Genomic DNA, 26,729 nt, shown 5'->3' with positions numbered 1-26,729 from the left:
GGAAAGACGCGCTACACCGGCCTGTAAACCTTCTCCGCCGCGTTCCAGAAAATGTCGGCTTCCGCCGCCGTGCCATGCTTCTCCACCGCATCGCGGTGCGCCTTGATCAGTTCGGCGTGGCCGGTCCAGAGCTTCTCGATCGGGAAGTTCGAGCCGAACATCAGATGGTCGCTGCCAAGAATATCGATCGCATTGTCGATGATGTAGGCGATCAGCGCCGGGTCGTTGCGGTGAACGAAGGTGCCGAGGCCAGACAGCTTGGCGTAGAGATTGGGCGCCGCCGACAGCGTGCGCAGGCCGGCCTTCCAGGCTTCGGTGGTTTCCGGTTCCATGCCGGTCAGCATGCCGGCGTGGGTCAGGATGAAATTCGTCTCCGGGTTTTCGCCGACCAGCGTCAGCCCGTCCTTCATCTGGGCGGGGAAGAGCTGCAGGTCGAAGGACAGGCCGTAATCCTTCAGCCGCGCGACGTTGGCGCGGACCTTGGGGTCGATCACCTGGTCGGCCGAGGCGGCGAAGCGGAAGGCCGGGGTCTCGTGCCAGTGCAGTTGCATGCGCACGCCGCGCAGCAGCCTGTATTTCATCAACCGGTCGATCTGCGGCCTGACATCGTCCACCGTCATGTCGGCATAGCCGACGATGGCGTGCGGCCAGCCGGTCTCGTCAGCGGTCTTCTGCAGGAAGGCGACCTCCTTCTCGAAATCCTCCTTGGCCCAATTGGTCTGGACATAGACGGCTTTTTCGACGCCCGAACCTTTTTGGTCGGCCAAAAATTCATCGATCGGATAGTCGCGGCGGATCGGTTCGTAAGGGCCGAAGATGCGCGGCACCATCGGGCCGACCAGCCATGGTTGGTCCTTCTGGCGCCAGATGTGGAAATGCGCGTCGATGGCTTTCTGCATCACGATACCCTTTTCCAGATGGTCGCGGCCGCCGGGGCGGGGCGTGCGAGCGACAGGATGAAATCGGTGAGGCCGGCCAGCGACGAGCCGTCGACCAGATCGTCGAGGTCGGGCAGGATGGCGCGCAGCGCCGCTGTCGCCGGCTGGAAGCGCGGATCGCCGGCCAGCGGGGTCGCCAGCGACAGCCGGAAGGCGCGGGCGCTAAGCCTGCGCATGGCAATCTCCAGTTCGGCATGGTCGCCGCGCTCCAGCGCGTCGGAGAGAATGACGACCGCGGCGCCGCGCGTGAACGACGAAAAGCGCGGCACCGAGAGGAATGCCAGCAGGGTCGGTCCCATGCGGGTGCCGCCATCCCAATCGTCGACCTGGGCCGCCGCGCGCGCCAGCGCCTGATCGCGGTCGCGGATACGCAATGCCGAGGTGATGCGGGTGAGCCGCGTGCCGAAGGTAAAGATCTCGGCGCGGTCCGCGCCCTGGACGGCGGCATGCGCCAGCTTGAGATAGTCGGCGGTGTGCAGCTTCATCGAGCCGGAGACATCGATCAAGAGCAGCAGTTTGCGCGGCACGGTCTGGCGGCGGCGCAGCAGCGGCGAGGGGACATCGCCATCTGCGCCGACGATTTCCCTGAGCGAGCGGCGCAGGTCGAGCTTGCCGCGCGAATGGGTACGCACGGTGCGGAAGGAACATCGGGCGGGCAGGGCCGATGACAGCTTTCGGCGAAACGCGGTCAGACTGTCGTCGTCGCGCTGGAAGTCGCGCGAGCTCAACTGCTCCAGGGCGGAAGACAACTCGCCGCCTTCCTGTTTCTGCTCGGCCTCGATCCGTTCGTCGTCGGCACCGCCATCATCCTTGATGCGCGTTTCCTCGTCTGCATCGCCTTCGATCACAGCTGACGCGTTGCCATAGAAATGGCTCTGGAAATGCGCTTCGAATTCGTCGCGGCGGTCAGGCGGCGGCGCTAGTGTGGCCAGGGCCGCCTCACGGATGTCCGCCATCGAGCGCGGCCCCAGCAGGGTCACGGCCTGCATGAAACGGGAGACTTGTTCCGGGGCAATAGCGAAGCCGTAGCGGCGCAGCAGGCGAGCGAAGCTGAGCAAGGGCGTTGCGGCGCGGGGGAGATGTCCGGCAGGACAGAGGGGGGCGCTGTCCCGCCCGCGTTGCTGAATGACGTCGCGGCTCACGCCAGCACCTCGTCGACGATCCGGCCGAGCTCGGGCGCGATGTAGGACAGATCCTCCTCGTCCTTGATCAGCACGCCGATGGCGCGGCGGAAGGCTTCCGGCCATGGACTGCCGCCTTTTTCGAGAATGGTCGCGGCATTGGCCCATTCGACCGCCTCGGCGATGCCGGGCGGTTTGGCGAGTGGACGCGCGCGGATGGTCTGCACGGCTGTGGCCACGGCGCGTGCCGTTGCCTCTGCGACATCGCCGGCGCGCAGCATGATGATGGCCGCCTCACGCTCGGCATCGGGATAGCCAATCCAGTGATAGACGCAACGCCGCCGGAGCGCTTCGGCGAGTTCGCGGGTGCGGTTGGAGGTCAGGATGACGATCGGCTGTGCGGTGGCGCGGATGGTGCCGCGCTCGGGAATGCTGATCTGGAAGTCGGAAAGAAACTCCAACAGCAGCGCCTCGAATTCGTGGTCGGAACGGTCGATCTCGTCGACCAGCAGGATGCGCTGCTCCGGCGCCTTCAGGACCTGCAGCAGCGGGCGGGCGATCAGAAAGCGGTCGTCGTAGATATCGACTTCTTGCTCGCCGGCATGGCGGATGGCGAGCAGCTGGCGCTGGTAGTTCCACTCATAGAGCGCATGCGCGGCGTCTATGCCTTCATAGCATTGCAACCGCACCAGATCGCGGCCGAGCAGCCCGGCGATTGCCTTGGCCGCTTCCGTCTTGCCGACGCCCGGAGCGCCTTCGAGCAGCAGCGGCTTGCCCAGCCGGATCGCCAGGAAGATGGCCGTCGCCAGGCTTTCATCAGCCAGATAATGCGAGGCAGCGAGGCGCTCGGCGACCGCTTCTGGCGAAGTCGCGACCGTTTCGGCGTTTACCTCGGGCATGTCGGTCCTCAGGTCGTCGCTTGCGCCTTGAGCGCACGCAAAATGCGTTCCGGCGTGATCGGTAGCGTGTCGATGCGCACGCCGACAGCGTCGAAAACGGCATTGGCGACCGCCGGAATCTGTGGATTGGCGCACATTTCGCCGGGCCCCTTGGCGCCGTAAGGACCATCTGCCGAGGGCCGCTCCAGCACGATGACCTCGGTTTCGGCCAGATCGCCGGGACCTGGCATCAGATACTGATTGAAGTCGGTGCCGCCGTGGTCACGGCTGGGATAATAGGGCTCGGTCGTTTCGTAGAGCGCGTGGCTGATGCCCATCCAGGAGCCGCCGACCAGCTGCTGCTCGACCATTTTGGGGTTCAGCGCACGGCCGATCTCGAAGACGTTCTTCACTGTCAGCACCGTCACCTCGCCAGTCTCGTCATCGACCTCGACCTCGGCCACCGTGCAGGCATGCGCGTAGCAGGTCGATGGCTTCATCGCGCCGGTCTCCTTCTCCGGATAGGAGCGCGGGATGAGGAACATGCCGCGTCCCGAGATCGAGCGGCCGCGCTTGAAATGCGCCGACAGAGCGACGTCGAAGATCGAGATCGATTTCTGCGGCGCGCCCTTCACCAATATGTTGCCCTGACCGTCGGTCTCGAGGTCGGAGGCGTTGACCTCCAACTCCTCCGCGGCCACTTCCAGCATCACCTGGCGGGCTTCCCTCGCCGCCTGGATGACGGCGTTGCCGGCGCGGTGCGTGCCGCGCGAGGCGAAAGTGCCCATGCAGTGCGGGCCGGTGTCGGTGTCGGCGGTGTCGACGACGACGCGGTCGGTCGGCACGCCGATTGTCTCGGCGCAGATCTGCGCCATGATCTGCTTCATGCCCTGGCCGAGATCGACCGATGATAGGGTCACCATGAAATTGCCGGTTGGGGTCGAATGCACCAGCGCCTGGGTGGGATCGCCGCCAAGGTTCATGCCCGTGGGATAATTGATCGCGGCAACGCCGCGTCCACGCCTGATCGCCATTTCAAGCTCCCTTCGCGTAGGAGGACATTGCCATGTATTTCTCAGCCACGGGCCAGTTGGCCGCGCGCGAGGCCTCCTGCATGCACTCTATGAGGGCCGCCCCTTCGGTCGGCTGGCGATGCGCCTTCATATCGCCGTCGCGATAGGCGTTGATGAAGCGGAATTCGAGCGGATCCATGCCGATCAGCCGCGCCAGCTTGTCCATCTGCACCTCCAGCGCGAAGTCACCGATGGTGACGCCGAAGCCGCGCATGGCGGAGGAGGGGGTGCGGTTGGTGTAGACGCAGTACGTGTCGATCCAAACATTGGGGATGGTGTAGGGGCCGGGATAGTGCCCCGCGCCCTTCTGGGCGCCATAGGGCGAATGGCGGGAGTAGGCGCCGGCGTCGGTGTAGCCGGTGACTTTGCGCGCGACGATGCGGCCGTCCTTCATCACGCCGTCCTTGATGACGACCTTTTCGGCCGCGCGAGGTGACGAGATCTGCATCTCCTCCTCGCGGCTGTAGGTAAAACAGACCGGTCGCCCTGTTAGCTTGGCGCCGAGGATCGCGATCGGTTCGACGATGACATCGACCTTGCCGCCAAAGCCGCCGCCGACCGTGCCGCCGACGAAATGCAGCTTGCTGCCCGGCATCTGCAAAATGATCGACGTGTTGTCGAGGGTGAAGAACATCGCCTGCGTGTTGGTATAGCAGGTGAAGCGGTCATTGCCCTCCGGTGCCACGATACAGCCGGTGGTCTCGGTCGGCGCATGCTCTATCGGCGAGGACTGGTAGCTTTGTTCGAGGACGTAGTCGGCCTCGGCAAACCCCGCCTCGACATCGCCGAAGCGCACCTTGCGGCACTCGCCGCTGTCATAGAGATAGTAGTTCTGGCCGTGATACTCGTTGACGAGGGGCGCGCCGGGCTTCAGCGCTTCCTCCATGTCGAAGACGGCCGGCAGCACCTCGTAGTCGACCTTGACCTTGGCCGCGGCTTCCTGGGCGGCGCGCTCCGTCTCGGCCAGCACCGCCACCACGGCCTCGCCCTTCCAGCGCACCTTGCCGTCGGCCAGAACCGCCTCGTCCTCCGGCCCGATCTGGATCAGGATCAGGATGGTGTAGACATTGTGCGGGACGTCCCTGGCGGTGAGAATTTTCACCACGCCCGGATGTTTTTCCGCTTCGGACGTATCGATCGATCGGATGCGGGCATGATGGTGCGGGCTGCGCACCATCTTCAGATGCAACATGCCGGGAAAGTTGCGGTCGGCGAAATAGGCGGTTTTGCCGGTGACATGGCCGGGCGAATCCGAGCGGGGCCTCGGCTGGCCGATCTCGTTGAGGTCATCCTTGCGGACGTCCGAAAAATAGCTTTTGCGCAGTTCCATCTTGCTTCCCTCAGGCCGCGTTCTGCGAGTTGGCGCGAGCGGCGGTGAGCACCGCCTGGATGATAGGCTCGTAGCCTGTACAGCGGCATATGTTGCCCGACAGCGCTTCGACGACATCGTCGCGGCTGGGATCGGGCGTGTGGTCGAGCAACACCTTGGCCGCCATGAGCATGCCCGGCGTGCAGAAGCCGCATTGGGTGGCGAAGGCGTCGAGGAAGGCGCGCTGCAGCGGATGCAGGACGCCGCCTTCCGCAAGACCCGACGTGGTGGTGATGGCAGCGCCGTTGCAGGTCTCGGCGAGCGTCAGACAGGACAGCCGGAGCTCACCGTCGACGATCACCGAGCAGGCGCCACAGGTGCCTTGATGGCAGCCGCCCTTCGGCGAAGTGTCGCCGATCTTGTCGCGCAAGGCGTTGAGCAGCGTTGTGCCGCTTTCGACGAATTCGGCCTTCTCAGAACCGTTGAGCGTGAACTGGACGGGAACCTTTGCCATTCTTCCTCCTTGCGCGCCTGCCCCGCAGGGCAAGCGCGCGCCCCGAATGTGACTAGCTGAGCAGCAGCCGACCGAGATGAACCGGCAGCACTTGCGCGCGATACCAGGCGCTGGCGATCGGGTCGGTGATTGGTGCGGTGCCGTCGCCCGCGGCGGCCAGTGCCGAAGCGATGCCGTCCGCGTCCAGTGTCCTGCCGAGCAGCGCTTTTTCGGCTGTCTTGGCTCGCATCGGCCGGTCGGCCATACAACCGAGCGCGATGCGCGCCGAGGATATCGTGCCGTCGCCGGCTTGTTCCAGGATAGCGGCGATACTGAGCACCGAGACGCCCTTGGGCTTTACCCGCGAGACCTTCACGAATCGAAAGCTTCCCTGCGCCGGCCGCGTGAAGCTGACCGAGGTGACGATCGCGCGGCTCCCGCCCCGCTTGGCCAGAAACGCTTCCATCGGCATTTCGCCGTCATTGGTGCTCACCATGGCGTCCAGCGCCAGCAGGGCGACTGCGAAATCGCCATAGGGGCTTGGCGCAAACAGATTGCCGCCGACGGTCGCCATGTTGCGGATCGCCGGACCGCCAACGGCACGCGCGGCCTTGGCAAGCTGGCCGAGCTCGGGATGGCGGGCGATCGCCGCCATGGTCACCGAAGCGCCGATGCGGATCGTGCCGCCGGAGACCGTGATGACCGACAAGGCCGGGTCGGTCGACCTGACAAGGCCGGAGACCGAAACGTCGCCCTCATTGGCGGCGCGCAAGACGAGCGTGCCACCGCCGAGATAGCGCGTGCCGGCGGCTTTCAGCGCCGCGCTGGCGTCTTTCACCGTTGCAAAACTCTGCAATGCCAGCGCCATGGCCCGCTCCTCAACCCTGGCCGGTGAAATGGCTCTTCAGGGCGTTGAAGCCGCCCTGGAAGACATTGGCGCCCATGCCCTCGGCCAGCTTGTCGGCTTCTTCGGGTGCTGCGTCGAAGCTGGCGGTCCATTCGGCATAGGTGCGGTCGCCGTCGGTGACGCGCCGCAATTGCAGCGTAGCCCTGTGGTTGGTGAGCGGCTGCGGCGTTTCCAGGATCGAATAGCTGACGAGGAAATTCTCATCGGAGAAATCGAGCAGCTTTTCGCGCAGCCGCGCGCCGCTGGCCAGCTGGAAGTTGCGCACGCAGCCGATCGTGGTGGCGTCCTTGCCGTCCTCGATATGGCTTTCGACCATGCGCGGATGCCAATTCGGCAGTCCGTTGAAGTCGCGGATGCGCGCCCAGACCTTTTCGACCGGCGTGTCGATGACGGTGGAGATGGTGACATCAGCCATATGCTCTTTCCCCTGCAAACGTTCTGCTTGGGACGGTAGGCCGATCGTGGTCGCGGTGCTTATCAATGCGTCTTGGGCACGTATCAATCAGTCTGAAAATAGCCGCTTTCCGGCCCGTCAGGACACTGCTCGCGCCGCTTCGCGATAGAGCGTCGGCGGCACGCCGACATGGTCGCGGAAGAAACGCGAGAAATTGCCCTGGGTGGTGAAGCCGAGATTGCAGGCGACCGATATCAGCGGCTCATGCGACCACTGGAGCTGGCGCACCGCTTCCTCCATGCGCAGCGTGTTCCAGTAGACGTTGGGCGTCAAACTGGTCTGTTCTTTGAACAGGGCGAAGAAATGCGGCCGCGACAGGCCGACGCTGCGCGCCACGTCATCGAAGGAGATACGCTCGCAGACATTGGCTTTCATCAGCTGGATCGCCTTGCGGACGCGGAAATCCTGCATGGTGTTCACGCGGCCGCGCGGCTCCTGCGGAGCTGAAGCGTCGGCGGCATCCAGCACCGAATCGATGAAGCGCTCGATCTCGTAATTGGCGACATCGTCAATGCTCTCATTGTCGGTCAGATGATCGAGCAGGCCGGCAGCGGCCTGGTGCAGCCAGGGTTCGAGCGTGATTGCCGCCTGCGCGAAAAGCGGCGCGGACGATGGCAGGTCACGGCGCCGCCGTGCCCAATCCGCGTCGATGTAGAAGGCGAGGAACAGGCCCGGTGTGCCGTCCTGCGACAGCACATGGCTGTGCGGCTGCAACGAGTTGATGCCGGCAGCCGTGCCAGGCCCAAGCAGGACCGTCTCACGACCGATGGTCATCTCGCCGGCGGTGCCTTCCAGCCAGATGATGAGATGTGCCTCGACATGGGCATGGGTGACGAAGTCGCTTGCGACATTCAGGACAGAAACATGTCCGAACCGGCCCCAGTAGAGCCTGATCGCTTCCGTCATGGGTATATCCTCCCGCAGGCGACTGGCTCCCTTCGCCTGCTTGGGGATTGTGCGGCCGGTTTTCCGTATCCGTCAAGGCATAGCCGCACGGCCGGTATTCGCGGCAGGCCGCCTCAGCCGATTTTCAGACTGAACGATAGGACGGAAATGAACGGCGGTTCGGCGAAGACAGGCTTTTAATCGCTTCGCCTGAAGTTGCGGATGCGGTCGAACAGCACCGCCAGCAGGATGGCGCCGCCGATGAAGGTGCCCTGCCAAAAGGCGTTAATACCGAGCAGGCCGAGGCTGTTGCGGATCACCTCGATGAGGGCGGCACCCACGATGGCGCCAAAGGCGGTGCCGACGCCGCCGGCGAGATTGGCGCCGCCGATGACGGTGGCGGCGATGACCTGCAGCTCCATGCCGTTGCCGAGATTGGTGGTGACGGCGCCCAGCCAGCCGGTCTGGATAATGCCGGCTATTCCCGCCGACAACGCCGAGATCATGTAGACGGCGACCTTGATCTGGCGCACCGGAACGCCGGTCAACGTCGCAGCATGCTCGTTACCGCCAATGGCGAAGATGTGCCGGCCGAACTTGGTCCAGCGCAGGACGAAGCCGGTGATCAGCGCCAAAAGGATCATGTAGAGCACCGGATTGGCGATCCCAAACAGCCAGGCGCCGCCGCCCAGCGCCAGCAGCTTGTCGTGATCGGGCCCGAACTGGAAGACGACGGTGTTGTTGGAGGCGACCATGGCGAGGCTGCGGGCGATCGACAGCATGCCGAGCGTCACCACGAAGGGCGGAAAACCGAGATAGGCGATCAGAATGCCGTTGAAGCCGCCGATGACGAGTGCGGTGGCGATCGAGGCCAGGATGCCGACTTCGATCGAAAACCCTGCATGCATGGTAACGGCCAGCACCATCGAGCAGAGGCACAGCACCGAACCGACCGAGAGGTCGATGCCGCCGGTGATGATGACGAAGGTCATGCCCAGCGCGACAATGGCGACGAAGGTGACGTTGCGGGTGATGTTGAAGAGGTTCTTCGGGGTGGCGAAGGCATCGGTGGCAAAGGACAGGAAGATACAGGCGAGGATGACGGCGATCACCACCCAGAACGTCTGGCTGGAGAGCAGCCGCGACAGAAAACTGTGCTGTTTCTGCGCGATCGTCTGATCAAGGGTGACTGCCATTATCGACCTTTCCTGCCGGCAGCGAAACGCGCCAGCGCAATGAAATCCGGTTTTGCCGCTCTCACACCACCTGCTCGATGGCGCCGGTGATCAGCCCTGTCACTTCCTCGGGCGAACTCGAGGCGATCGCCTTGTCGGCGACTTTCCTGCCGCGCCGCATGACGATGACGCGGTCGGCGACGTCGAAAACGTCGGGCATGCGGTGGCTGATCAGCACCACGGCGATGCCCTGGTCGCGCAAATGGCGAATCAGGTTGAGGACCTCCGCCACCTGGCGGACCGAAATCGCCGCTGTCGGCTCGTCCATCAGCACGATCTTGGCCTGTGACAGCATGGTGCGGGCGATCGCCACCGCCTGGCGCTGACCGCCGGACATCTGCTTGACGAGGTCGCGCGGGCGCGTCTCGGATTTGAGCTCGGCGAATATCTGGCCGGCGCGCTTGTACATGGCGGCATAGTCGAGGATACGGAAGGGCCCGACGCCGCGGCGCAGTTCGCGGCCGAGATAGACATTGGCCGCCGCCGTCAAATTATTGCACAGCGCCAGATCCTGGTGGACGATCTCGATGCCGTGCTGGCGGGCCTCGACCGGCTTGTGCAGGATCAGATCCTTGCCGTCCATCTGCATGGTGCCGTGGCTCGGGCGGAAATTGCCGGCGATCATCTTGACCAGCGTCGACTTGCCGGCGCCGTTGTCACCCATCAGGCCGACGACCTGGCCGGGCTCGATCGACAGCGACACGTCGTTCACCGCCTGGATGGCGCCGAAATGCTTCGAGATGTTGGTGAGTTCGAGAACCGCCACCAGCCTTTTGCCTCCCATGTCTGGCCGTCTGTCCCGGAAGGGGCGACGGCTTCGGTTCGCTACCCCAGCTCCTCCCGGAAGCAGCGACCCAGTCATTTACGCAAATGCCTGCATGGGCGTCAATTGTCTGACGAATAAGATTTGGGCAATTGTCGGACGAGATCCCGCCTTTCGGGAAAAATCCGTTTTGTAGGACAAATAGCAATTGACGTTGGCGGCAAGCCGTTATTAGTTGAGCGTCGGAGGAAGATATGCCGGCTTTGACGACGTTGTTTGGCGGCGCAACCGGTAGAGGATTATCGACCGTGCCGGCATCGTTGCCGGGCTGGTCGCATCTGAAAATACTTATCGGCCTGGCCTGACGGCACGAGCGCTTGCTTCTGTCATCTCGCATTCGGCCGATCTGTGTGGCGGGCACGCCGTGTCCGTCTGTTTCCAAGGGAGGACTGACATGAGGAAAACAGTTTTGCTCGCCGCCGTCGCCGCCATGGCGTTGGGCGCCGGGCCGGCTTTGGCCAAGAAGCAGCTCGTCATCGTGGTGAAAGGTCTCGACAATCCGTTCTTCGAGGCGATCCACCAGGGCTGCGAGAAATGGAACAAGGAAAACGCCAGCTCGGAATATGAGTGCTTCTACACCGGTCCGGCGTCGACTTCCGACGAGGCCGGCGAGGCGCAGATCGTGCAGGATATGCTGAGCAAGCCGGATACGGTGGCGATGGCGATTTCGCCGTCCAACGCGCCGCTGATCGCGCAAACGATCAAAAGCGCCAACCCGTCGATCCCGATCATGACCGTCGATGCCGATCTTGCCAAGGAAGACGCAGCACTTCGCAAGACTTATCTCGGCACCGACAACTATCTGATGGGCAAGAAGATCGGCGAATACATAAAGAAGGCCAAGCCGAAGGGCGGCACGATCTGCACCATCGAGGGCAATCCGGCGGCCGACAACATCCTTCGCCGCGCGCAAGGCATGCGTGATGCGCTGTCGGGCAAGGAAGGACTTGCAGCCCTGGCCGGCGAAGGCGGCTGGACGGAAGTGGCGGGCTGTCCGGTGTTCACCAATGACGACGGCGCCAAGGGCGTGCAGGCGATGACCGACATCCTTGCCGCCAACCCCAAGCTCGATGCGTTCGGCATCATGGGCGGCTGGCCGCTGTTCGGCGCGCCGCAGCCCTATCGCGATCTGGTCGGACCGCTGAAGGACAAGCTGGCCAGCAACGACTTCGTCATCGGCGCCGCCGACACGATCGGCGACGAGGTGGCGATCGCGCGGGATGGCCTTGTCACGGCGCTGGTCGGCCAGCGGCCGTTCGAGATGGGCTACAAGGCGCCGTCTGTGATGATCGACCTGGTCGAAGGCAAGAAGGTCGACGATCCGGTGTTCACCGGCCTCGACGAATGCACCAAGGATACGGTCGACACCTGTATCCAGAAGTAGGCGTCTCGATCGGGGCGCTCGCCAACGGGCGCCCCGCCACCTCTGCTGACGAACAGGGACACGCATTTCAGGGGCAGCGGCTCCGGCTTTGGCGCGCCCGAGGTTCGAATTTTTCGGCAATGGCATCGGCGGACCGACAGTTCCTGACCGGAACAGGTACGGCCGACGCATTGGAACGTGGATGCCGGACGAAAAGTCAAACAAGCGAGCCATTCGGACCAAGGCACAGGCCGGCCGCCGTCCGGTCGCCATGCGCCGGCCCGATGCGGCGCACTTTCCCGGTGCCAGCGTGCACGCCTCGCTGGCCAGCGAGATCGGGCTCAGGATCGTGCGCGGCGACTATCCGCCAGGCACCATCCTGCCCAACGAAGCCCAATGGTCGCAAACGTTCAACGTCAGCCGCTCGGCGGTGCGCGAGGCGATCAAGATGCTGATGGCCAAAAGCCTGCTCGCTTCGCGCCCCAAGATCGGCAGCTGGGTCGAACCGAAGGAGCGCTGGAACCTGCTCGACCGCGACGTGCTCGCCTGGTACGCGACCGCGCCGGACCGTGAGGTGTTCCTGCGGACGGTACAGGAGTTCCGCCATATCATCGAGCCGGAAGCGAGCGCCTTTGCCGCGGTGCGGCGGACCGACGAGCAGATGGCCGAGATCAGCCAGGCCTGCCGCGAGATGGGCGAGGCGGCAAGCCTTCAGGAGCGCATCCGGGCCGACACGCGCTTTCATCTCGCCATCCTGCGGGCCTCCGGCAACGACCTGCTGGTGCCGCTCGGCGTGCTCATCGAGTCGGCGCTTGACCATCTCTTCGTCTTCACGACTCAGCAGGTCGGCGACCAACGGCGGGCCCAGAGGCTGCACGAGGCGATCGAGAAGAATATTCGTTTGCAGCGCCCCTCAGCGGCGCGCAACGCCGTGCACAAGCTACTCGCCGATACCGATGAAGGGATCGGAAGAGGGCGAGGGTGATCGACGCTCGCGCTTGGTGATCACCTTTCTATGGACGATGCGTAGCCTTCTGCGGCCTTTCGCAGGCTCCCGGCGTTCGAAGCTCGAAAAGCCAAGCTATTGGCTTTCATCCGGTGCGCGGACCGCTTCTCACCCTTAAATCGTCTGTTTCTTTCCATCTTTCATCGGCATCAGATCGACACCGTTGACCTTGCCGATATGGGTGGCCAGCATCGGCACGTACTGCTCGGCCGGTCCGGTGGCGTGTGCTCCGGCGAAAGCGTTCTTGGTGGCGTTGCCGAGGGGGTTGGCAATGCCGGCAGAACCCGCCATCGATTCGAGGTAGGTCAAGTCCTTGAAGGCGTTGGCAATAGTGAATTTGTGGGCGTCGCGGTCGCCCTCCAACGTCCAGCGCATGAAGGTCTGGTAGAAGCCGCAATCCATGCGGCCGTTGCGGATGACGCTGTCGAAGCGCTGCGGCGAGATGCCGACCTTCTCGGCCAAGGCCAATGCCTCGGAATAGATCGCCGCATAGCCCAGCGAGACGAAATTGTTGAGCAATTTCATGCGGTGGCCGTCGCCGGTGTCGCCGATATGGACGATACGGCCGGCCCAGGTTTCGATCACCGGTTTGACCCTGGCAAAGACGGCGTCGGGTGCGCCGACCATGGCGTCGAGCGTGCCTTCCCAAGCCTCCTTCGGCGTGCGGCTGAGCGGTGCATCGACATAGTTGACGCCGAGCGCCTTGAGTTCGGCGGCCAGCGCAGCGGTCGAGACCGGGTCGGAGGTCGAGCAGTCGACGACTACCGAGCCTTTTCTCAATCCTTCCTTGAGACCGCCGGGGCCTCGAATGATGGCTTCGACCTCACGCGAACCGGTGACGCAGATGAAGACGATCGTCGATGCCGCCGCCAAGTCGCGGGAGGTCGAGGCTTCGTGGGCGCCGCGATTAGCCATATCCTCCGCCGGCTTGCGATTCTTGCGGCCGAGGAAGGTCAGGTGATAGCCTTTATCGACGATGTTCTTAGCGATGCCATGACCCATCAGGCCAAGGCCGATGAAGCCGATCTTCTCGCTCGCGGCGGTCGTGTTCATGCTGTCTGTCCTGTGTTGCGATTATCGATAATGTCGCCGCTCTTTTAGCCGCAAGCGGTTGCAGAAAGCAATATTGTCTGACAATACACATAATTCCTGAGCTTTCGTGGAGACCAGAATAATGAAGCGGATCATGTTCACCGGCGGCAGCGGCAAGGCTGGGCGCCACGTCGTGCAATATCTGGTGGAGCAGGGCTGCCAGGTGCTCAACATCGACACCAAGCCGCTCGACAATCCCAAGGTGCGCACGCTGATCACCGACATCACCGACAGCGGGCAGGTGTTCAACGCGCTGTCGAGCTATGCGGGCTTGCATGAATTCGACCCGTCGCTGCGCCCCCAGCCCGTCGACGCCGTGGTGCATTTCGCCGCGATCCCGCGCATCATGATCACGCCCGACAACGAAGTGTTCCGCATCAACGCGCTCGGTACCTACAATGTCATCGAGGCGGCGGTGAAGCTCGGCATCCGCAAGGTGATAATCGCCTCCAGCGAGACCACCTACGGGCTGGTCTTCGCCAACGAGCCGCGCACGCCGAAATATTTCCCGCTCGACGAAGAATACGACGTCGATCCGATGGACAGCTATGCCCTTTCCAAGGTGGTCAACGAGAAGACGGCACGGGCCTTTGCGCAGCGCGACGGTGCCGACATCTATGCATTGCGCATCGGCAACGTCATCGAACCGCACGAATACTCCCTGTTTCCGAAATGGTTCGCCGATCCCGGTTTCCGCAAGCGCATCGCCTGGAGCTATGTCGATGCGCGCGACCTCGGCCAGATCACGCTGCGCGCCATCGAGAAGGATGGGCTCGGCTACCAGGTGTTCAACGCTGCCAATGACGACACGTCGTCGGACCTGCCGACCGCGGAACTGCTGAAGCGCTTCTATCCCGGTGTGCCGGTCAAGGGTGAGCTCGGCGAATTCGAGACGCTGCTGTCCAATCGCAAGGCGCGCGACATGTTGGGCTTTCGGCCGGAACACAGCTGGCGCAAATACGTGAGGATCTCTTGAAAACAGGCCCCGCCGGGGGTTGAGCTGTGCACAGAAGCCGGCTTTGCGGGTGAACCCGCTTGCCGTGCTTGACAGCTTGCTCAATCCGGACTTTCTGGAGCCTATGCGGGACGCGAAGCCGAACAAGGAAAAATCGCCGGCAAAAGCGGCATCGGCCGAGCGTCAGGCCGGCGTTCGCCGCACCGATGCGGCGCGCATTCCGGGTTCCAGCGTGCACACCTCGCTGGCCAGCGAAATCGGGCTCAGGATCGTGCGCGGCGACTATCCGCCCGGCACCATCCTGCCCAACGAAGCCAAATGGTCGGAGACCTTCAGCGTCAGCCGCTCGGCGGTACGCGAGGCGATCAAGATGCTGATGGCCAAAAGCCTGCTCGCCTCGCGCCCGAAGATCGGCAGCTGGGTCGAGCCGAAAGAGCGTTGGAATCTGCTCGACCGCGACGTGCTTGCCTGGTACGCGACCTCGCCGGACCGCGAGGTATTTCTGAAGACCGTGCAGGAATTCCGCCACATCATCGAGCCGGAGGCATCGGCTTTTGCCGCCATGCGGCGGACCGACGAGCAGATGGCCGAAATCAGCCAGGCCTGCCGCGAGATGGGCGAGGCACCAAGCCTGCAGGAGCGCACCCGCGCCGACACGCGCTTTCATCTCGCGATCCTGCGGGCGTCTGGCAACGACCTGCTGGTGCCGCTCGGGGTGCTGATCGAATCCGCCTTCGACCATCTCTTCACCTATACGACGCGGGAACTCGACGATTTGCAGCACGCACAGAAGATGCATGAGGCGATCGAGAAGAACATCCGCCTGCAGCGGCCCGACGCGGCGCGTGCCGCGGTGCGCAGGCTGCTCGCCAACACAGACGGCGTGATCAGGTCACGATAAGCCGTTCCAGGAACCCGTCACGCGGCTTTCTGCCTACTCTTCCTTCTCACGTCCGAACGCCGCGCGCAGTTCGTCCTTGGCGTCCTCGAGCACCTTCTTCTGCTTCGCCGGCAGGTTCTTGCCGGCACGGTTGATGTAGAAGTTCAGCATCGACATGGCGGACTGGAACGGTTCGGCCTTGCGCCGGTCGCTGTGTTCGGCCGACCGCTTGAGCGAAGCCGCGATCTTCTTCGGGTCGTGGGATTCGAAGACATGGTCTTCGAGATCCATGGCATTGCTGTGCTCGGTCACCTCAGCCGACCATTTCCGTTTCGCGGTCATGGCAATCTCCTTCGCGTTGAGCCGATTGCAAAACGTCCTTCATCGTCGCACGTTCCGGTGAGCCCGGAACCGGCGAACCCTGGAACCATGGAATTACCCACGTGGCGCTGCTCGGCGCCGCGAATGCGCCGATAGTGGTGGAAGGACCGTCGGCCGCTAGGCCGCATGACCGCGACAATGGTCAATGTCGATGACGGAATGGGAAACAGCTTGGCCTCGATCTTCTCCTCACCAGCAGCCGGCAATGCGGTCGTCGACAGCTCGCATGCATGGATACGGCTGGCGGTGTCGATGCTTTTGTCGACAGTCGGCGGCGTCGGCATGTGGGCCGTGGTCGTGGTGCTGCCGGCCGTGCAGGCCGAGTTCGGCGTCGACAGGGCCGACGCCGCTCTGCCCTATACCGCGACCATGGTCGGCTTTGCCGCCGGAAACGTTCTGGTCGGGCGCGCCATCGACCGTGTCGGCTACTGGGTCCCGGCGCTTGTTGCCTCGATGGCGCTGGTTGCCGGCTTCCTGCTGGCGGCGCTGTCGACCTCGATCCTGCAATTCACGCTCGCCCAGGGCCTGCTGATCGGGGTCGGTACATCGGCGATCTTCGGGCCGCTGATCGCTGACATCTCGCACTGGTTCAACCGCCGGCGCGGCGTCGCCGTGGCGGCGGCCGCGGCCGGCAGCTATCTCGCCGGAACGATCTGGCCTACCGTCATGCCGCCCCTGATGAAGGCGGAAGGCTGGCGCTTCACCTATGTGGCCATCGGCATCTTCTGCCTGGCGACCATGGTGCCGCTGGTGCTGATGCTGCGGCGCGGCGCCCCGATCGCGGCCGCCGGTTCCGCGGGCAGCCGGCTGGTGCAGCCGATCTCGTTGTCGCCGACGGCACTCCAGGTGCTGCTTGTCATTGCTGGTCTTGGCTGCTGCGTGGCGATGTCGATGCCGCAGGTGCATATCGTGGCCTACTGCATGGATCTCGGCTACGGCGTCGCGCATGGCGCCGACATGCTGTCGATCATGATGGCGGCCGGCGTGGTCAGCCGCGTGGCTTCGGGCTTCGTTGCCGACCGCATCGGCGGAGTGAAGACCCTGCTTATCGGCTCGGTGCTGCAATGCCTGTCACTGTTCTTTTACATTCCCTTCGACGGGCTTGCCTCGCTCTATGTCGTTTCGCTGGTCTTCGGCCTGTCGCAGGGTGGCATCGTGCCCTGCTATGCGATCATCGTGCGGGAATACATGCCCGCCAGGGAGGCCGGCCAACGCGTCGGCATCGTCATCATGGCGACCATTTTCGGCATGGCGATCGGCGGCTGGATGTCGGGCTGGATCTACGACCTGACCGGCTCCTACGCCGCCGCGTTCCTGAACGGCATCGCCTGGAACCTGCTGAACATCTTGGTGATGGTGCTGGTGCTTTGGAAGGCAAGACGCGGCGCAACGGCGATGGCCTGAGGCAGAGCGGAAGCACTCGCCCGCAAGCGCCTCGGCTTGACAACGGGCCGGGGCTGCGCGACGCCAGAGGCGAGTGGTGCGGCACAGGCTGGTGAAATGGCGACAGCAACGTCGATCGTATTGCGGCAGCGCCTTGGCGGCCACGCACCGCATGGAGCCTGTCCTTGATCAAGCCGCGCTCGCGCCGAGGCGGCGGCCGCCCGACCATATCAGACGTCGCGCGCAAGGCGGGCGTAGGCGCCATCACCGTGTCTCGTGCTTTGCGCGAGCCGGAGCGGGTCTCGCAGGACCTGCGCCGCCAGATCCAGGCCGCCGTCGACGAGCTCGGTTACGTGCCGGATCCCAACGCGCGGGCGCTGGCCTCGGCCCGCGCCGAGGTGTTCGGCGTGCTGGTGCCGTCGCTTACCAACAACGTCTTTGCCGAGGTGGTGCGTGGCATCTATGACAGCCTGTCGGATAGCGCCTTCCGCATCCAGCTCGGCAACACCCACTATTCCGGCCTCGAGGAAGAACGGCTGCTGCAGGTGTTCGGGCCGCAAAGGCCGGCGGCGCTGATCGTGGCCGGCATCGACCAGACTCCGGCCTCGCGAAAACTGCTGGAGAACGCAGGCTGCCCGGTGGTGCAGGTCATGGAAACCGGCCCGGATCCGGTCGATATGATGGTCGGCTTCTCGCATCTGGACGGGGGCAGGGCGGCGACTGAGCATCTGCTCGAAGCGGGTTACCGCCGCATCGGATTCATCGGCGCGCGCATGGATCCGCGCTCGCAGCGGCGCTTGGCCGGATACCGCATGGCAGTGGAGAAAGCCGGCCTGTTCGATCCACGACTGATCACCACCACGCCGGTGCCGTCCAGTGTGACGCTGGGACGCGAACTTTTCCGCGACGCGCTGGCCAAGATGCCGACGCTCGACGGCGTATTCTGCAACAATGACGACATCGCGCTAGGCGCGCTGTTCGAGTGTCATCGCGCTTCGATCGGTGTGCCCAAGAGGATCGGCATCGTCGGCTTCAACGATCTCGACATGATGCAGGTGGCGTTTCCCTCCGTCACCAGCATCCGCACGCCCCGCTACGAGATCGGACGGCGGGCAGTGGCCATGGCGCTGGCGGCGATAGGAGGCGAGCCTCCGCAGCAGCGCGTCGTGGATCTCGGTTTCGAACTCATGCGCCGCGAGAGCACGGCGCGCTGAACACGCTTTCGCGATCAAGAGAAAGGGCGCTTTACACACCGTTCATGGTAGCGCTACCGTCGTCGTCGGACAGGAAAGAGAAATGCAACGGTACGGCGCCTGTCTATTATACATAAGCGACAACTAATTCTTGTTTATTATGTATAATATGCTATTTTCCCAGCAACCTGGGAACGACGGGGGAGGAGGCATCGCATAGACCATTGGCCATCGGAAAGGCAGGTACGGCAAGGCAGGAGGAGCCGGAGCCGACCGTGCGAAATTCACATCGCGAAACGACGTCAGAATTACAAAATGGGAGGATTATCGATGATCAAGTCACTGGTAGGTGGCATCGTTGCCGCCAGCGCATTCGTCATGCTCAACTCGGCCGCCATGGCCGCCGGCCCCGAGATCGTGCCGGGCCCGGCCGCCCAAGCCGACTGCTTCGCGCCTTGGAGCGCGGACACGAAATTCTTCAAATATCCCAAAAAGGAAGGCCCATACCGCATCGCCTTCGCCAATGGCTATATCGCCAACACCTGGCGCATCCAGATGGTGCAGACCGCAAAGGCCTATGCCGCCCAGCCGGACGTCAAAGCCAAGATCAAGGAATTCAAGGTCGTCTCGACCGGCGAGGACGTGCCGGCGCAGATCTCGGCGATCAACAACTTCATCGATTCCGGCTATGACGCGATCGTCACCGACGCGCAGAACCCGACTGCTTTCGGCCCGGTCATCAAGCGCGCCAAGCAGGCTGGCATCGTGCTGGTCGCCTTCGACAACATCCTCGACACCAAGGATGCCATCAACGTCAATGTGGACCAGAAGGGCCTCGGCGAATTGTGGGCCAAATGGCTGGTCGCGAAGGTGCCGAATGGCGGCAAGATTCTCGAAGTGCGCGGCGTTGCCGGCACCTCCGTCGATACCGATCGCCACAACGGCATCCACGAGGTGCTCGACGCTTCCGGCAAGAAATGGGACGTCACCGAAGTCGCCGGCAAGTGGGACGACGGCGTGGCACAGAAGGTCACCGCCGACGCGATCGCTACCAACGGGCCATTCGACGGCATCACCGGCCAGGGCGGCGACACCGGCATCGTGCAGGCGATGATCGACGCCAAGCATCCGTTTGTGCCCTTTGGCGGTGAAACCGAAAACGGCTTCCGTAAGTTCTGCGCGGCGCATTCGGCCGACGGGTTGAAGTGCTCTTCCGCGGGCTCGGGCCCGGCCCAGGTCGCCGTCGCCATCAAGACCGCGATTGCAGCGCTCGAAGGCGAAGTGGTGCCGCAAGAGGTGAAGCTGCCGCTGGCGATCGCCGAAGATCCGAACATGAAGGAAGGCACGGATTACTTCCCGAAAGAGTCGGACAATTTCTTCGTCGGCAACTCCTTCCCGACCTGCGGCATCAACTTCAGCGCCCAGGAAATCATGGGTCAGACCAAGGAAAATCAGTAGTTTCCAGTGGATATCGTTTCGGCGCCGCGGCTAAGCCGCGGCGCCGGTTCTTGAATGTTCGAGCGCCCTGGGAGGGTTGATGGACGGTGCGGCTCCGCTCTTGCGCATGGAAGGCATATCGAAGCGCTATGGCGGCGTGCGGGCGCTGGAGAAGGCCGACCTGTCGGTCGAGGCCGGCAGCATCCACGCCATCCTCGGCGAAAACGGCGCCGGCAAGTCGACGCTGATCAAGATCATGGCGGGCGTCGTTGCGCCCGACGAGGGCCGCATGGTGCTGGACGGGCGAGAGGCGACCTTCGCCTCGCCGGGCGCCGCGAACAAGGCCGGCATAGTTTGCATCTTCCAGGAGTTGTCGCTGATTCCCGAACTCAGCGTCGCCGACAACATCGTCATATCCGATCCGCCGAAACGCTTCGGCATGATCGACCGCAAGGCGCAGCGGCGCATCGCCGAGGACGCGCTGGCGCGTGCGGGAGCATCCGACATTCATCCGCTGGCGCTGGTCAAGGACCTGCCGCTGTCACGCCGGCAGATGGTCGAGATCGCCAAGGCATTGGCCAGGAAGCCACGCATCCTGATCCTCGACGAGGCGACCTCGGCACTGACGGCGGCGGATGTGTCGAAGATCTTCGCTGTGCTGAAGCGGCTGCGTTCGGAAGGGCTGGCGCTGCTCTACATCTCGCACCGCATGAACGAGATCGCCGAATTGGCGGACCAGTGCACGGTGTTCCGCAACGGCCGCAATGTCGCCAGCTATCCCGCCGGCTCGAAGAGCGACAGTGAAGTCGTCGAACTGATGATCGGGCGCGAATACAGCCATATCTTCCCGCCCAAGCCGACATTCGCGCCGGCCGTCACCGCGCCGGTGCTCGAAGCCCGCAAGCTCTCCTGGACGGATCGCCTGCACAACATCTCGCTGTCGGTCAGGGCAGGCGAGGTGGTCGGCCTCGGCGGCCTCGACGGGCAGGGCCAACGCGAATTGCTGCTCGCTTTCTTCGGCGTCCTGCGTGGCCTTTCCGGCCAGATCCTGGTCGACGGTAAGCCGGTCGGCATCGCCAGCCCCGCCGCCGCACGCGAGAACGGCATCGGCATGGCGCTCATTCCCGAGGATCGCAAGACCGAAGGCCTGATGCTGCCGATGACGGTGCGCGAGAACCTGTCCTTCGCCGCGCTCGATCGGCTGTCGAAGGGCGGTATCATCGACCGCGCCGCCGAGCAGCGGCTGATCGACGACATGGTCGGCCTGCTGGCCATCAAGACGGCCGGGCTCGACATTCCGGTCGGCGCGTTGTCGGGCGGCAACCAGCAGAAGGTCGTCATCGCCAAATGGCTGATGCGCCAGCCGCGCATCATCCTGCTCAACGATCCGACGCGCGGCATCGATGTCGGCACCAAGCAGGAGCTGTATCAGCTGATGCGCAAGCTGGCGGACGCGGGGGCGGCAATCCTGTTCTATTCGACCGACTATGACGAGCTGATCGGCTGCTGCGACCGTGTGCTGGTGCTCTATGACGGGGCGGTCAAGCGCGAATTGGTGGGCGCCGAAATCACCGAACGGGCTCTGATATCAAGCGCGCTCAACATGCCTGGCGGGATAGCCCGGTGAACCGGGGAGCGAACGCGTGAAAGGGATTTTGGCGTGAAGGATTGGCGCTACTGGTTGGCGGAGCAGCGCGGAACGCTGCTGGCGCTTGGCATCTTCATCGTCATGTTCGTCATCTACACCGCGAACCATCCGGCCGGCTTCACCGCCAATGTCGTGCAGACGGCGGCCAACAAGGGCGTGCTGCTGGCCTTCGTCGCCATGGCGCAGACGCTGGTGGTGATCACCGCGGGCATCGACCTTTCCGTCGGCATGATCTTCCTGTTGACCAACTGCCTGGCCTCGTGGCTGGTGGTGGGCACGCCGGTGCAGACGGCGCTTGGCGTGTTGGCGGTACTGGCCGTCGGACTGCTGTGCGGGGCGATCAACGGCGCCATCGTCATCTACGGGCGGCTGCAGCCGATCGTCGCCACGATCGCCACCGGCGCGGTCTATTATGGCATCGGGCTTCTACTGCGGCCGTTCCCGGGCGGATCGGTCAACGAGGATCTGGCCGACGCGCTGACGGGCCGTGTGTTTGACGTGGTGCCGGCCAGCATGGTTGTGCTCCTGGCCGTCGTGCTGGTGATCTGGGTGCCGTTCAGCCGCTCGGTGCTTGGCCGCGCGGCCTATGCGGCAGGGTCGTCGGAAATGGCGGCCTACATGTCAGGCGTGCCCATCCGGCGCGGCAAGTTCGCAGCCTATACGCTGGCGGGGCTGCTGGCCTCGATCGGCGGCCTGTTCCTGACGTTCTTCACCTATACGGGCGAAGCGGCCTATGCCAGCGGCAACTCCTACACGTTGTTTTCCATTGCCGCCGTGGTGCTGGGCGGCGTCTCGCTGTTCGGTGGCAAGGGGAGTGCCATCGGCGCGATCTTCGGCGCGCTCGCCTTCCGCACCATCGGCGATCTCTTGTTCGTCTTCGATTTCGATCCGCTGTGGCAGCCGCTGTTCCAGGGCGTTATCCTGCTGATCGCCGTCAGCCTCGGCGCCTTCGCCCTGTTTCGGGTCCGCAACCGGCTGGAGTGGTTCCTGTGAGCGAGACGACATTGGGTGGCCTCGCCGGCCGCATGCCGAAATTCATTCGCCGCGCCGATCCCGCGGTGTTGACGGCCTTTGCCTGCATCGTGGTCCTGCTCCTGCTGGGCAGTCTTTATTCGCGCAGCTTCCTGTCGCCTGAATATCTCTTGCAGCAGCTCAAGGTGGCCTCGTTTCTCGGCGTCATCGCCACCGGCATGATGCTGGTCATCCTGCTCGGCCAGATCGACCTGTCGGTGCCGTGGTCGGTGGCGGCGGGCGCGATGATGGCTTGCGCTGCGGCCGCCTATGGCCCGGCCGGCGTTGCGTTGGCCATTCCATTCGGCATCTTGTGCGGGGTGCTGATCGGCATCGTCAACGGCATCGGCGTCGCCTATTTGCGCATTCCCTCCATGATCATCACGCTCGCCACCAACGCCGTCGCGCAAGGGCTGATGGTGGTCTACACCGGCGGCTTCTCGCCCCAGGATTCGGCCACCGGCGCCATGCGCTACCTGGCTACCGGCTTTGCCATTCCGGGAGTTCCCAACGCGGTCATCATCTGGGCGCTGATCGGCGCCGCGATGGTGTTCGTTCTGACCCGCACCGGCTTTGGCCGCACCGTCTACGGCATCGGCAACCGCGAGCGTGCCGCCTACCTCTCCGGCATCGACACAAGGCGCGTGGTGATGATCGCCTTTGCCGTCTCCGGCGGGCTCTCCGCCTTCGGCGGGGTGCTGCTTGCCGGCTACGCCTCCAAGGCGGCGCAGTCGATGGGCGACGCCTATCTCCTGCCGTCGATCGCGGCCGTCGTGCTGGGCGGCACCTCGATCCTTGGCGGGCGCGGCTCCTATCTCGGCACTGTCGCCGGCGTCATCCTGATCACGCTCCTGCAATCCATACTGTCGGTCATGCAGATGCCGGAGGCGGGTAGGCAGATCATCTACGGCGTCGTCATCGTCGCCATGCTGCTGCTCTACGGCCGCGCGCCGGCAAGCCGCTAGACCATCGTGGCGGAAAGGACAGTTCAATCGCCGACAGGCACCAACGGGCCGGCGCCGGTCATCGTGGCAATGGGCGTCGCCGGCTGCGGCAAGTCGGCCGTCGGCATGGCGCTCGCGGAGAGACTGGGCGCCGTCTTCATCGAAGGCGACCGGCTGCATCCATCGGAAAACGTCGCACGCATGGCCAGAGGCGAGCCGCTGACAGACACTTTGCGCGAGGGATGGCTCGATGCGATCGGCGAGCGCATCGCGGCCTCGGCCGGCAAAGGGCAGGGCGTTGTCGCCGCCTGCTCGGCGCTGAAGCGAAGCTATCGTGAACGACTGCGCGGCTTCCGCCGTGACATCGTCTTCCTTTACCTGGAGATCGATCCGGCCATGGCGAGGCTGCGGGTCGCCAGCCGCAAGGGCCATTTCATGCCGGCAAGCCTGGTCGACAGCCAATTCGCCATTCTCGAGCCACCGGCGGCGGATGAGCGGGCGCTGACGCTCGATGCGACGCGCCCGATCGCCGACCTCGTCGCCGAGGCGGTGCGCATGACGCGGCGGTTCTGAACCTTGATCGGCGCCATACCGGCATGCGACTTACGCCGGCAAGTGCGGCGCATGCGCAGGATCTAGATCTGCGACGTCAACTCGACCGGAAAATCATCATTGTCGGCATCGCGCATGGCGGCAAGGCTGCGGTTGTCCAGCACCTCGGCGATTGCCTGGCGCACCTCGAGCATCATGTGCCGGACCTGGCACGTCGCTTCGTCGCAATCCTCGCAGCGCTGATACTGCGTGCGGCTGGCGCATGGGATCGGCGCCAGCGGCCCGTCCAGCACACGCACCACATGGCCGATCTTGATCTCCGAGGCCGGGCGGGCGAGGCGATAGCCGCCTTCCTTGCCTTTGCGGCTCTGGACGAAGCCGGCATTGCGCAGCTCGCCCAGAATGGCATCGAGGAATTTTTTCGGGATGTTGTTGGCGACCGCGATGTCGTTGACGAAGGCCAATTGGCCAGCCGGCAAGCCGGACAGATGCACGAGGGCCTTGAGGCCGTATTTGCCTTTTTTAGTCAGCATGCCCGAGTCAACCCATGAAGCCCCAACAATCCGCATCTGGCGGCTGTTTGTGTGCAAATGATGACGGGGCTTGTGGAGCGCTGCCGTTTCGCGAACAAGCCGATTTGTCGGCACGTTAGGCGCAAACGCGTTGATTCTTCGTAACCTTTTGCGCGGCTGGCGTCGTATTTGCCATATTTTGCCGCAAACGGCGAAAGCCGGCAAAGCGCCGGCTTTCCTGATTTGCTTATCGTAACGTGCTATCGCGCCGCGAAAACCTTATCGGCTGCCATAGGCCTGGTCGAGCAGGCCGCCGGCGGCGAAATGCTCTTTCTGGATGTTGTCCCAGCCGCCGAAGACGTTTTCCACCGTCAGCAGGCGCACGTCCGGGAAGTCGGCCTTGTGTTTGGCGGCGACGGCCGTGTCGCGGGCGCGCAGGCCATTGTCAGCGGCGATGTCCTGCCCTTCGGGCGTATAGAGGAAATCGAGATAGCTTTTGGCCAGATCACGCGTGCCATGTTCGTCGGCGACCTTGTCGACGATCGCCACCGGGAATTCTGCCAGCAGGCTGACGGAAGGCGTGACCTGCTCGAATTTGTCGTCGCCATACTCCTTGCGGATGCCGCGGGTTTCGGATTCGAACGTGATCAGCACGTCACCGATCTCGCGCTGCACGAAAGTGGTGGTGGCTGCGCGCCCGCCCGTGTCGAAGATCGGCACGTTGTTGAACAACTTGGTGATGAATTCCTTCACCTTGGCGTCGTCGCCCTTGAAGGCCTCCTTGGCGTAGGCGGTCGCCGCCAGATAGGTGTAGCGCGCATTGCCCGAGGTTTTCGGGTTGGGGAAGATCACCTGCACGTCGTCGCGCACCAGGTCGTTCCAATCCTTGATGTGCTTGGGGTTGCCCGCCCGCACCAGGAAGGACGGCAGCGAATAGAAGGGCGAGGCGTTGTCGGGAAAATCCTTCTGCCAGTCGGCCGAGACGAGGCCCTTCTTGACCAGGAAGTCGATGTCGGTGACCTGGTTGAAGGTGACGACATCAGCGCCGAGCCCTTCGGCGATGGCGCGTGCCTGAGCCGAGGTGCCGGCATGCGACTGGTCGATGCTCACGCCCGGGTGCTTCTCGATGAATGCCTTGTTGACCTGGACGAACAGTTCGCGGCCGACGTCATAGGAGGCGTTGAGCAGCTTGTCGGCAGACCAGGCTTGGGAAGATGCGAGGAACAGGCCGGCGACGGTGGCGACGCCGAGGAGAAATCGCTTCATGAAATAAGGCTCCGTGTAGTGCTTAATCACCTCACCATAGTCCTGCGCCACTTGCCCGACGAGGCACGTGCAATAGTTTCGCGGTGCCACCGTAAGAAAAAATGTCGTCATGAACGCTGTCATTAGAATTTTGTTCCGCCCAATATGCATATACAAAGGAGGCAACCATGCGCCAACACCGCCATTCAACAACGCGGCCGTCGAAGGAGGCGAAGCTGTTTCGCAATAACCGCAGCCAGGCGGTGCGCATTCCTGTCGAGTTCGAGCTCCCCGGCGAGAAGGTCCTGATCAGCCGTGAAGGCGACCGCCTTGTCATTGAGCCGATCCGCAAAGCTGGGCTCGGCGCGTTGCTCGCCCAATGGGCAAACGAGCCGCCGCTCGGCTCCGAGGACGATCTTCCCGAAATCAATGATGCGCCAGTCGAATCCGAGGACATTTTTTGATGCGGTTTATGCTGGACACCAACATCATCAGTGACATGATTCGAAATCCGGCTGGCAAAGCCGCCAATGCAGTGGAGCGCGAGGGAGACCACGCCATTTGCACAAGTATCGTGGTGGCCTCGGAATTGCGATATGGCTGTGCCAGGAAGGGATCAACCAAGCTGCTCAAAAAAGTCGAGCAATTGCTGGCTGAGATTCCGGTCTTGCCGCTCGATGTGCCGGCGGATGCAGAGTATGTCGCCCTTCGTGCAGAGCTGGAGGCCGCCGGCCAACCCATTGGCCATAACGACCTTTTTATTGCTGCGCACGCCTGCGCTATTGGCATCACTTTGGTAACGGCCAATACGGGCGAGTTCATGCGAATCCGCAACCTGAAGATCGAGAACTGGCTGGAGTAGTGCTCGGTCTAATATCAAGCCGCCGGAAACAGCTTCCAGCGGCCCGGGCGGAACGCTACCCGGCTCTTCTGTGCCGCGGGATGGTCGACGGGCAGCTCGATCTCGACGCGCTGGCGTTCGCCGCCGATCTCGAGTTCCACCCGGCGGGT

At 63.7% G+C, this 26,729-nt stretch carries 29 protein-coding genes; 13 read left to right on the top strand and 16 right to left on the bottom strand.

The window, feature by feature from the left end:
• Positions 1-11: 11 nt before the first annotated feature.
• From FJ428_RS04285 to FJ428_RS04235, 11 genes are all read right to left on the bottom strand, one after another.
• Positions 12-899 (bottom strand): amidohydrolase, encoded by an 888-nt coding sequence (locus tag FJ428_RS04285; protein WP_181167212.1) that lies wholly within the window; start codon positions 897-899, stop codon positions 12-14.
• On the bottom strand, positions 899-1,975 hold the full coding sequence (locus tag FJ428_RS04280; protein WP_181167242.1) for a VWA domain-containing protein: 1,077 nt from the start codon (positions 1,973-1,975) through the stop codon (positions 899-901). The genes FJ428_RS04285 and FJ428_RS04280 overlap by 1 nt, the downstream gene beginning before the upstream one ends.
• Before the next feature lie 101 nt (positions 1,976-2,076).
• Positions 2,077-2,958, bottom strand: a complete 882-nt coding sequence (locus FJ428_RS04275) for a MoxR family ATPase (RefSeq protein WP_140515853.1) — start codon at positions 2,956-2,958, stop codon at positions 2,077-2,079.
• Between the two features lie 8 nt (positions 2,959-2,966).
• Complete coding sequence (locus tag FJ428_RS30840) at positions 2,967-3,971, bottom strand: molybdopterin cofactor-binding domain-containing protein (protein ID WP_140567550.1); 1,005 nt, start codon at positions 3,969-3,971, stop codon at positions 2,967-2,969.
• Between the two features lies 1 nt (position 3,972).
• Positions 3,973-5,340 carry a xanthine dehydrogenase family protein molybdopterin-binding subunit gene (locus FJ428_RS30835; RefSeq protein ID WP_140499863.1) on the bottom strand — a complete coding sequence of 456 codons (1,368 nt, stop codon included), beginning with the start codon at positions 5,338-5,340 and terminating at the stop codon, positions 3,973-3,975.
• A gap of 10 nt (positions 5,341-5,350) precedes the next feature.
• A complete protein-coding gene (locus FJ428_RS04260) occupies positions 5,351-5,833 on the bottom strand; it encodes a (2Fe-2S)-binding protein (RefSeq protein ID WP_140499861.1) in 483 nt (160 codons plus the stop codon).
• Positions 5,834-5,885: 52 nt separating this feature from the next.
• Complete coding sequence (locus tag FJ428_RS04255; protein ID WP_140499860.1) at positions 5,886-6,680, bottom strand: FAD binding domain-containing protein; 795 nt, start codon at positions 6,678-6,680, stop codon at positions 5,886-5,888.
• A gap of 10 nt (positions 6,681-6,690) precedes the next feature.
• Positions 6,691-7,134: an SRPBCC family protein gene (locus FJ428_RS04250; protein WP_140878983.1), complete on the bottom strand. Its 444-nt coding sequence runs from the start codon at positions 7,132-7,134 to the stop codon at positions 6,691-6,693.
• 117 nt (positions 7,135-7,251) lie between these two features.
• Positions 7,252-8,079, bottom strand: coding sequence for an AraC family transcriptional regulator (locus FJ428_RS04245; protein WP_140521561.1), 828 nt, complete (start codon positions 8,077-8,079; stop codon positions 7,252-7,254).
• Positions 8,080-8,255: 176 nt separating this feature from the next.
• Complete coding sequence (locus tag FJ428_RS04240; protein ID WP_140557954.1) at positions 8,256-9,254, bottom strand: ABC transporter permease; 999 nt, start codon at positions 9,252-9,254, stop codon at positions 8,256-8,258.
• Between the two features lie 61 nt (positions 9,255-9,315).
• Positions 9,316-10,059 carry an ATP-binding cassette domain-containing protein gene (locus tag FJ428_RS04235; RefSeq protein ID WP_140500157.1) on the bottom strand — a complete coding sequence of 248 codons (744 nt, stop codon included), beginning with the start codon at positions 10,057-10,059 and terminating at the stop codon, positions 9,316-9,318.
• A gap of 451 nt (positions 10,060-10,510) precedes the next feature.
• Here FJ428_RS04235 and FJ428_RS04230 point away from each other — a divergent pair, with 451 nt between their 5' ends.
• Together FJ428_RS04230 and FJ428_RS04225 are read left to right on the top strand one after the other, a co-directional pair.
• Positions 10,511-11,500 carry a sugar-binding protein gene (locus FJ428_RS04230; protein WP_140499854.1) on the top strand — a complete coding sequence of 330 codons (990 nt, stop codon included), beginning with the start codon at positions 10,511-10,513 and terminating at the stop codon, positions 11,498-11,500.
• Positions 11,501-11,681: 181 nt separating this feature from the next.
• Positions 11,682-12,464, top strand: a complete 783-nt coding sequence (locus FJ428_RS04225; RefSeq protein ID WP_140557956.1) for a FadR/GntR family transcriptional regulator — start codon at positions 11,682-11,684, stop codon at positions 12,462-12,464.
• A gap of 135 nt (positions 12,465-12,599) precedes the next feature.
• On the opposite strand, the gene FJ428_RS04220 is transcribed toward FJ428_RS04225, so the two are convergent.
• Complete coding sequence (locus FJ428_RS04220; RefSeq protein ID WP_140878982.1) at positions 12,600-13,538, bottom strand: NAD(P)-dependent oxidoreductase; 939 nt, start codon at positions 13,536-13,538, stop codon at positions 12,600-12,602.
• A 118-nt stretch (positions 13,539-13,656) separates the two neighbouring features.
• On the opposite strand from FJ428_RS04220, the gene FJ428_RS04215 reads away from it, so the two are divergent.
• Entirely contained in the window at positions 13,657-14,553 is an 897-nt protein-coding gene (locus tag FJ428_RS04215) for an NAD(P)-dependent oxidoreductase (protein ID WP_140500155.1), read from the top strand.
• Positions 14,554-14,656: 103 nt separating this feature from the next.
• Positions 14,657-15,433 (top strand): FadR/GntR family transcriptional regulator, encoded by a 777-nt coding sequence (locus FJ428_RS04210; protein WP_140516293.1) that lies wholly within the window; start codon positions 14,657-14,659, stop codon positions 15,431-15,433.
• Between the two features lie 33 nt (positions 15,434-15,466).
• Here FJ428_RS04210 and FJ428_RS04205 read toward each other — a convergent pair whose 3' ends face one another.
• Entirely contained in the window at positions 15,467-15,754 is a 288-nt protein-coding gene (locus FJ428_RS04205) for a DUF3175 domain-containing protein (protein WP_140499848.1), read from the bottom strand.
• Between the two features lie 198 nt (positions 15,755-15,952).
• Between FJ428_RS04205 and FJ428_RS04200 the strand changes: the two genes are divergently transcribed.
• The 7 genes from FJ428_RS04200 to FJ428_RS04170 all read left to right on the top strand — a co-directional run bounded on the left by FJ428_RS04200 (position 15,953) and on the right by FJ428_RS04170 (position 23,982).
• The gene (locus FJ428_RS04200) at positions 15,953-17,197 is read left to right on the top strand and encodes an MFS transporter (protein WP_140879252.1); all 1,245 of its coding nucleotides are present in this window, start codon (positions 15,953-15,955) and stop codon (positions 17,195-17,197) included.
• A 164-nt stretch (positions 17,198-17,361) separates the two neighbouring features.
• Positions 17,362-18,390, top strand: coding sequence for a LacI family DNA-binding transcriptional regulator (locus tag FJ428_RS04195; protein ID WP_140499846.1), 1,029 nt, complete (start codon positions 17,362-17,364; stop codon positions 18,388-18,390).
• A 309-nt stretch (positions 18,391-18,699) separates the two neighbouring features.
• Positions 18,700-19,827 (top strand): sugar ABC transporter substrate-binding protein, encoded by a 1,128-nt coding sequence (locus tag FJ428_RS04190; RefSeq protein WP_140515835.1) that lies wholly within the window; start codon positions 18,700-18,702, stop codon positions 19,825-19,827.
• 79 nt (positions 19,828-19,906) lie between these two features.
• Positions 19,907-21,433: a sugar ABC transporter ATP-binding protein gene (locus FJ428_RS04185; RefSeq protein WP_140878981.1), complete on the top strand. Its 1,527-nt coding sequence runs from the start codon at positions 19,907-19,909 to the stop codon at positions 21,431-21,433.
• 33 nt (positions 21,434-21,466) lie between these two features.
• A complete protein-coding gene (locus FJ428_RS04180; RefSeq protein ID WP_140499841.1) occupies positions 21,467-22,447 on the top strand; it encodes an ABC transporter permease in 981 nt (326 codons plus the stop codon).
• Positions 22,444-23,430: an ABC transporter permease gene (locus FJ428_RS04175; protein ID WP_140499839.1), complete on the top strand. Its 987-nt coding sequence runs from the start codon at positions 22,444-22,446 to the stop codon at positions 23,428-23,430. Before FJ428_RS04180 ends, FJ428_RS04175 begins: the two co-directional genes overlap by 4 nt.
• 69 nt (positions 23,431-23,499) lie before the next feature.
• Positions 23,500-23,982 carry a gluconokinase gene (locus FJ428_RS04170; RefSeq protein WP_140516289.1) on the top strand — a complete coding sequence of 161 codons (483 nt, stop codon included), beginning with the start codon at positions 23,500-23,502 and terminating at the stop codon, positions 23,980-23,982.
• A gap of 62 nt (positions 23,983-24,044) precedes the next feature.
• Here FJ428_RS04170 and FJ428_RS04165 read toward each other — a convergent pair whose 3' ends face one another.
• Positions 24,045-24,494 carry an Rrf2 family transcriptional regulator gene (locus FJ428_RS04165; RefSeq protein WP_013530871.1) on the bottom strand — a complete coding sequence of 150 codons (450 nt, stop codon included), beginning with the start codon at positions 24,492-24,494 and terminating at the stop codon, positions 24,045-24,047.
• A 258-nt stretch (positions 24,495-24,752) separates the two neighbouring features.
• Positions 24,753-25,739: a sulfate ABC transporter substrate-binding protein gene (locus FJ428_RS04160; RefSeq protein WP_140499837.1), complete on the bottom strand. Its 987-nt coding sequence runs from the start codon at positions 25,737-25,739 to the stop codon at positions 24,753-24,755.
• Between the two features lie 167 nt (positions 25,740-25,906).
• Here FJ428_RS04160 and FJ428_RS04155 point away from each other — a divergent pair, with 167 nt between their 5' ends.
• Both FJ428_RS04155 and FJ428_RS04150 read left to right on the top strand, forming a co-directional pair.
• On the top strand, positions 25,907-26,182 hold the full coding sequence (locus tag FJ428_RS04155) for an antitoxin (RefSeq protein ID WP_140657776.1): 276 nt from the start codon (positions 25,907-25,909) through the stop codon (positions 26,180-26,182).
• Positions 26,182-26,580 carry a type II toxin-antitoxin system VapC family toxin gene (locus FJ428_RS04150; RefSeq protein ID WP_140878980.1) on the top strand — a complete coding sequence of 133 codons (399 nt, stop codon included), beginning with the start codon at positions 26,182-26,184 and terminating at the stop codon, positions 26,578-26,580. The genes FJ428_RS04155 and FJ428_RS04150 overlap by 1 nt, the downstream gene beginning before the upstream one ends.
• A gap of 14 nt (positions 26,581-26,594) precedes the next feature.
• On the opposite strand, the gene FJ428_RS04145 is transcribed toward FJ428_RS04150, so the two are convergent.
• On the bottom strand, positions 26,595-26,729 hold a 135-nt coding region (locus FJ428_RS04145), incomplete at its 5' end, for a TOBE-like domain-containing protein (RefSeq protein ID WP_347439598.1).

Source organism: Mesorhizobium sp. B2-8-1 (assembly GCF_006440955.1).
Taxonomy (GTDB): domain Bacteria; phylum Pseudomonadota; class Alphaproteobacteria; order Rhizobiales; family Rhizobiaceae; genus Mesorhizobium.
Note: the sequence above shows the minus strand (reverse complement) of the source record. Positions and strands in the feature narration are given on the sequence as shown.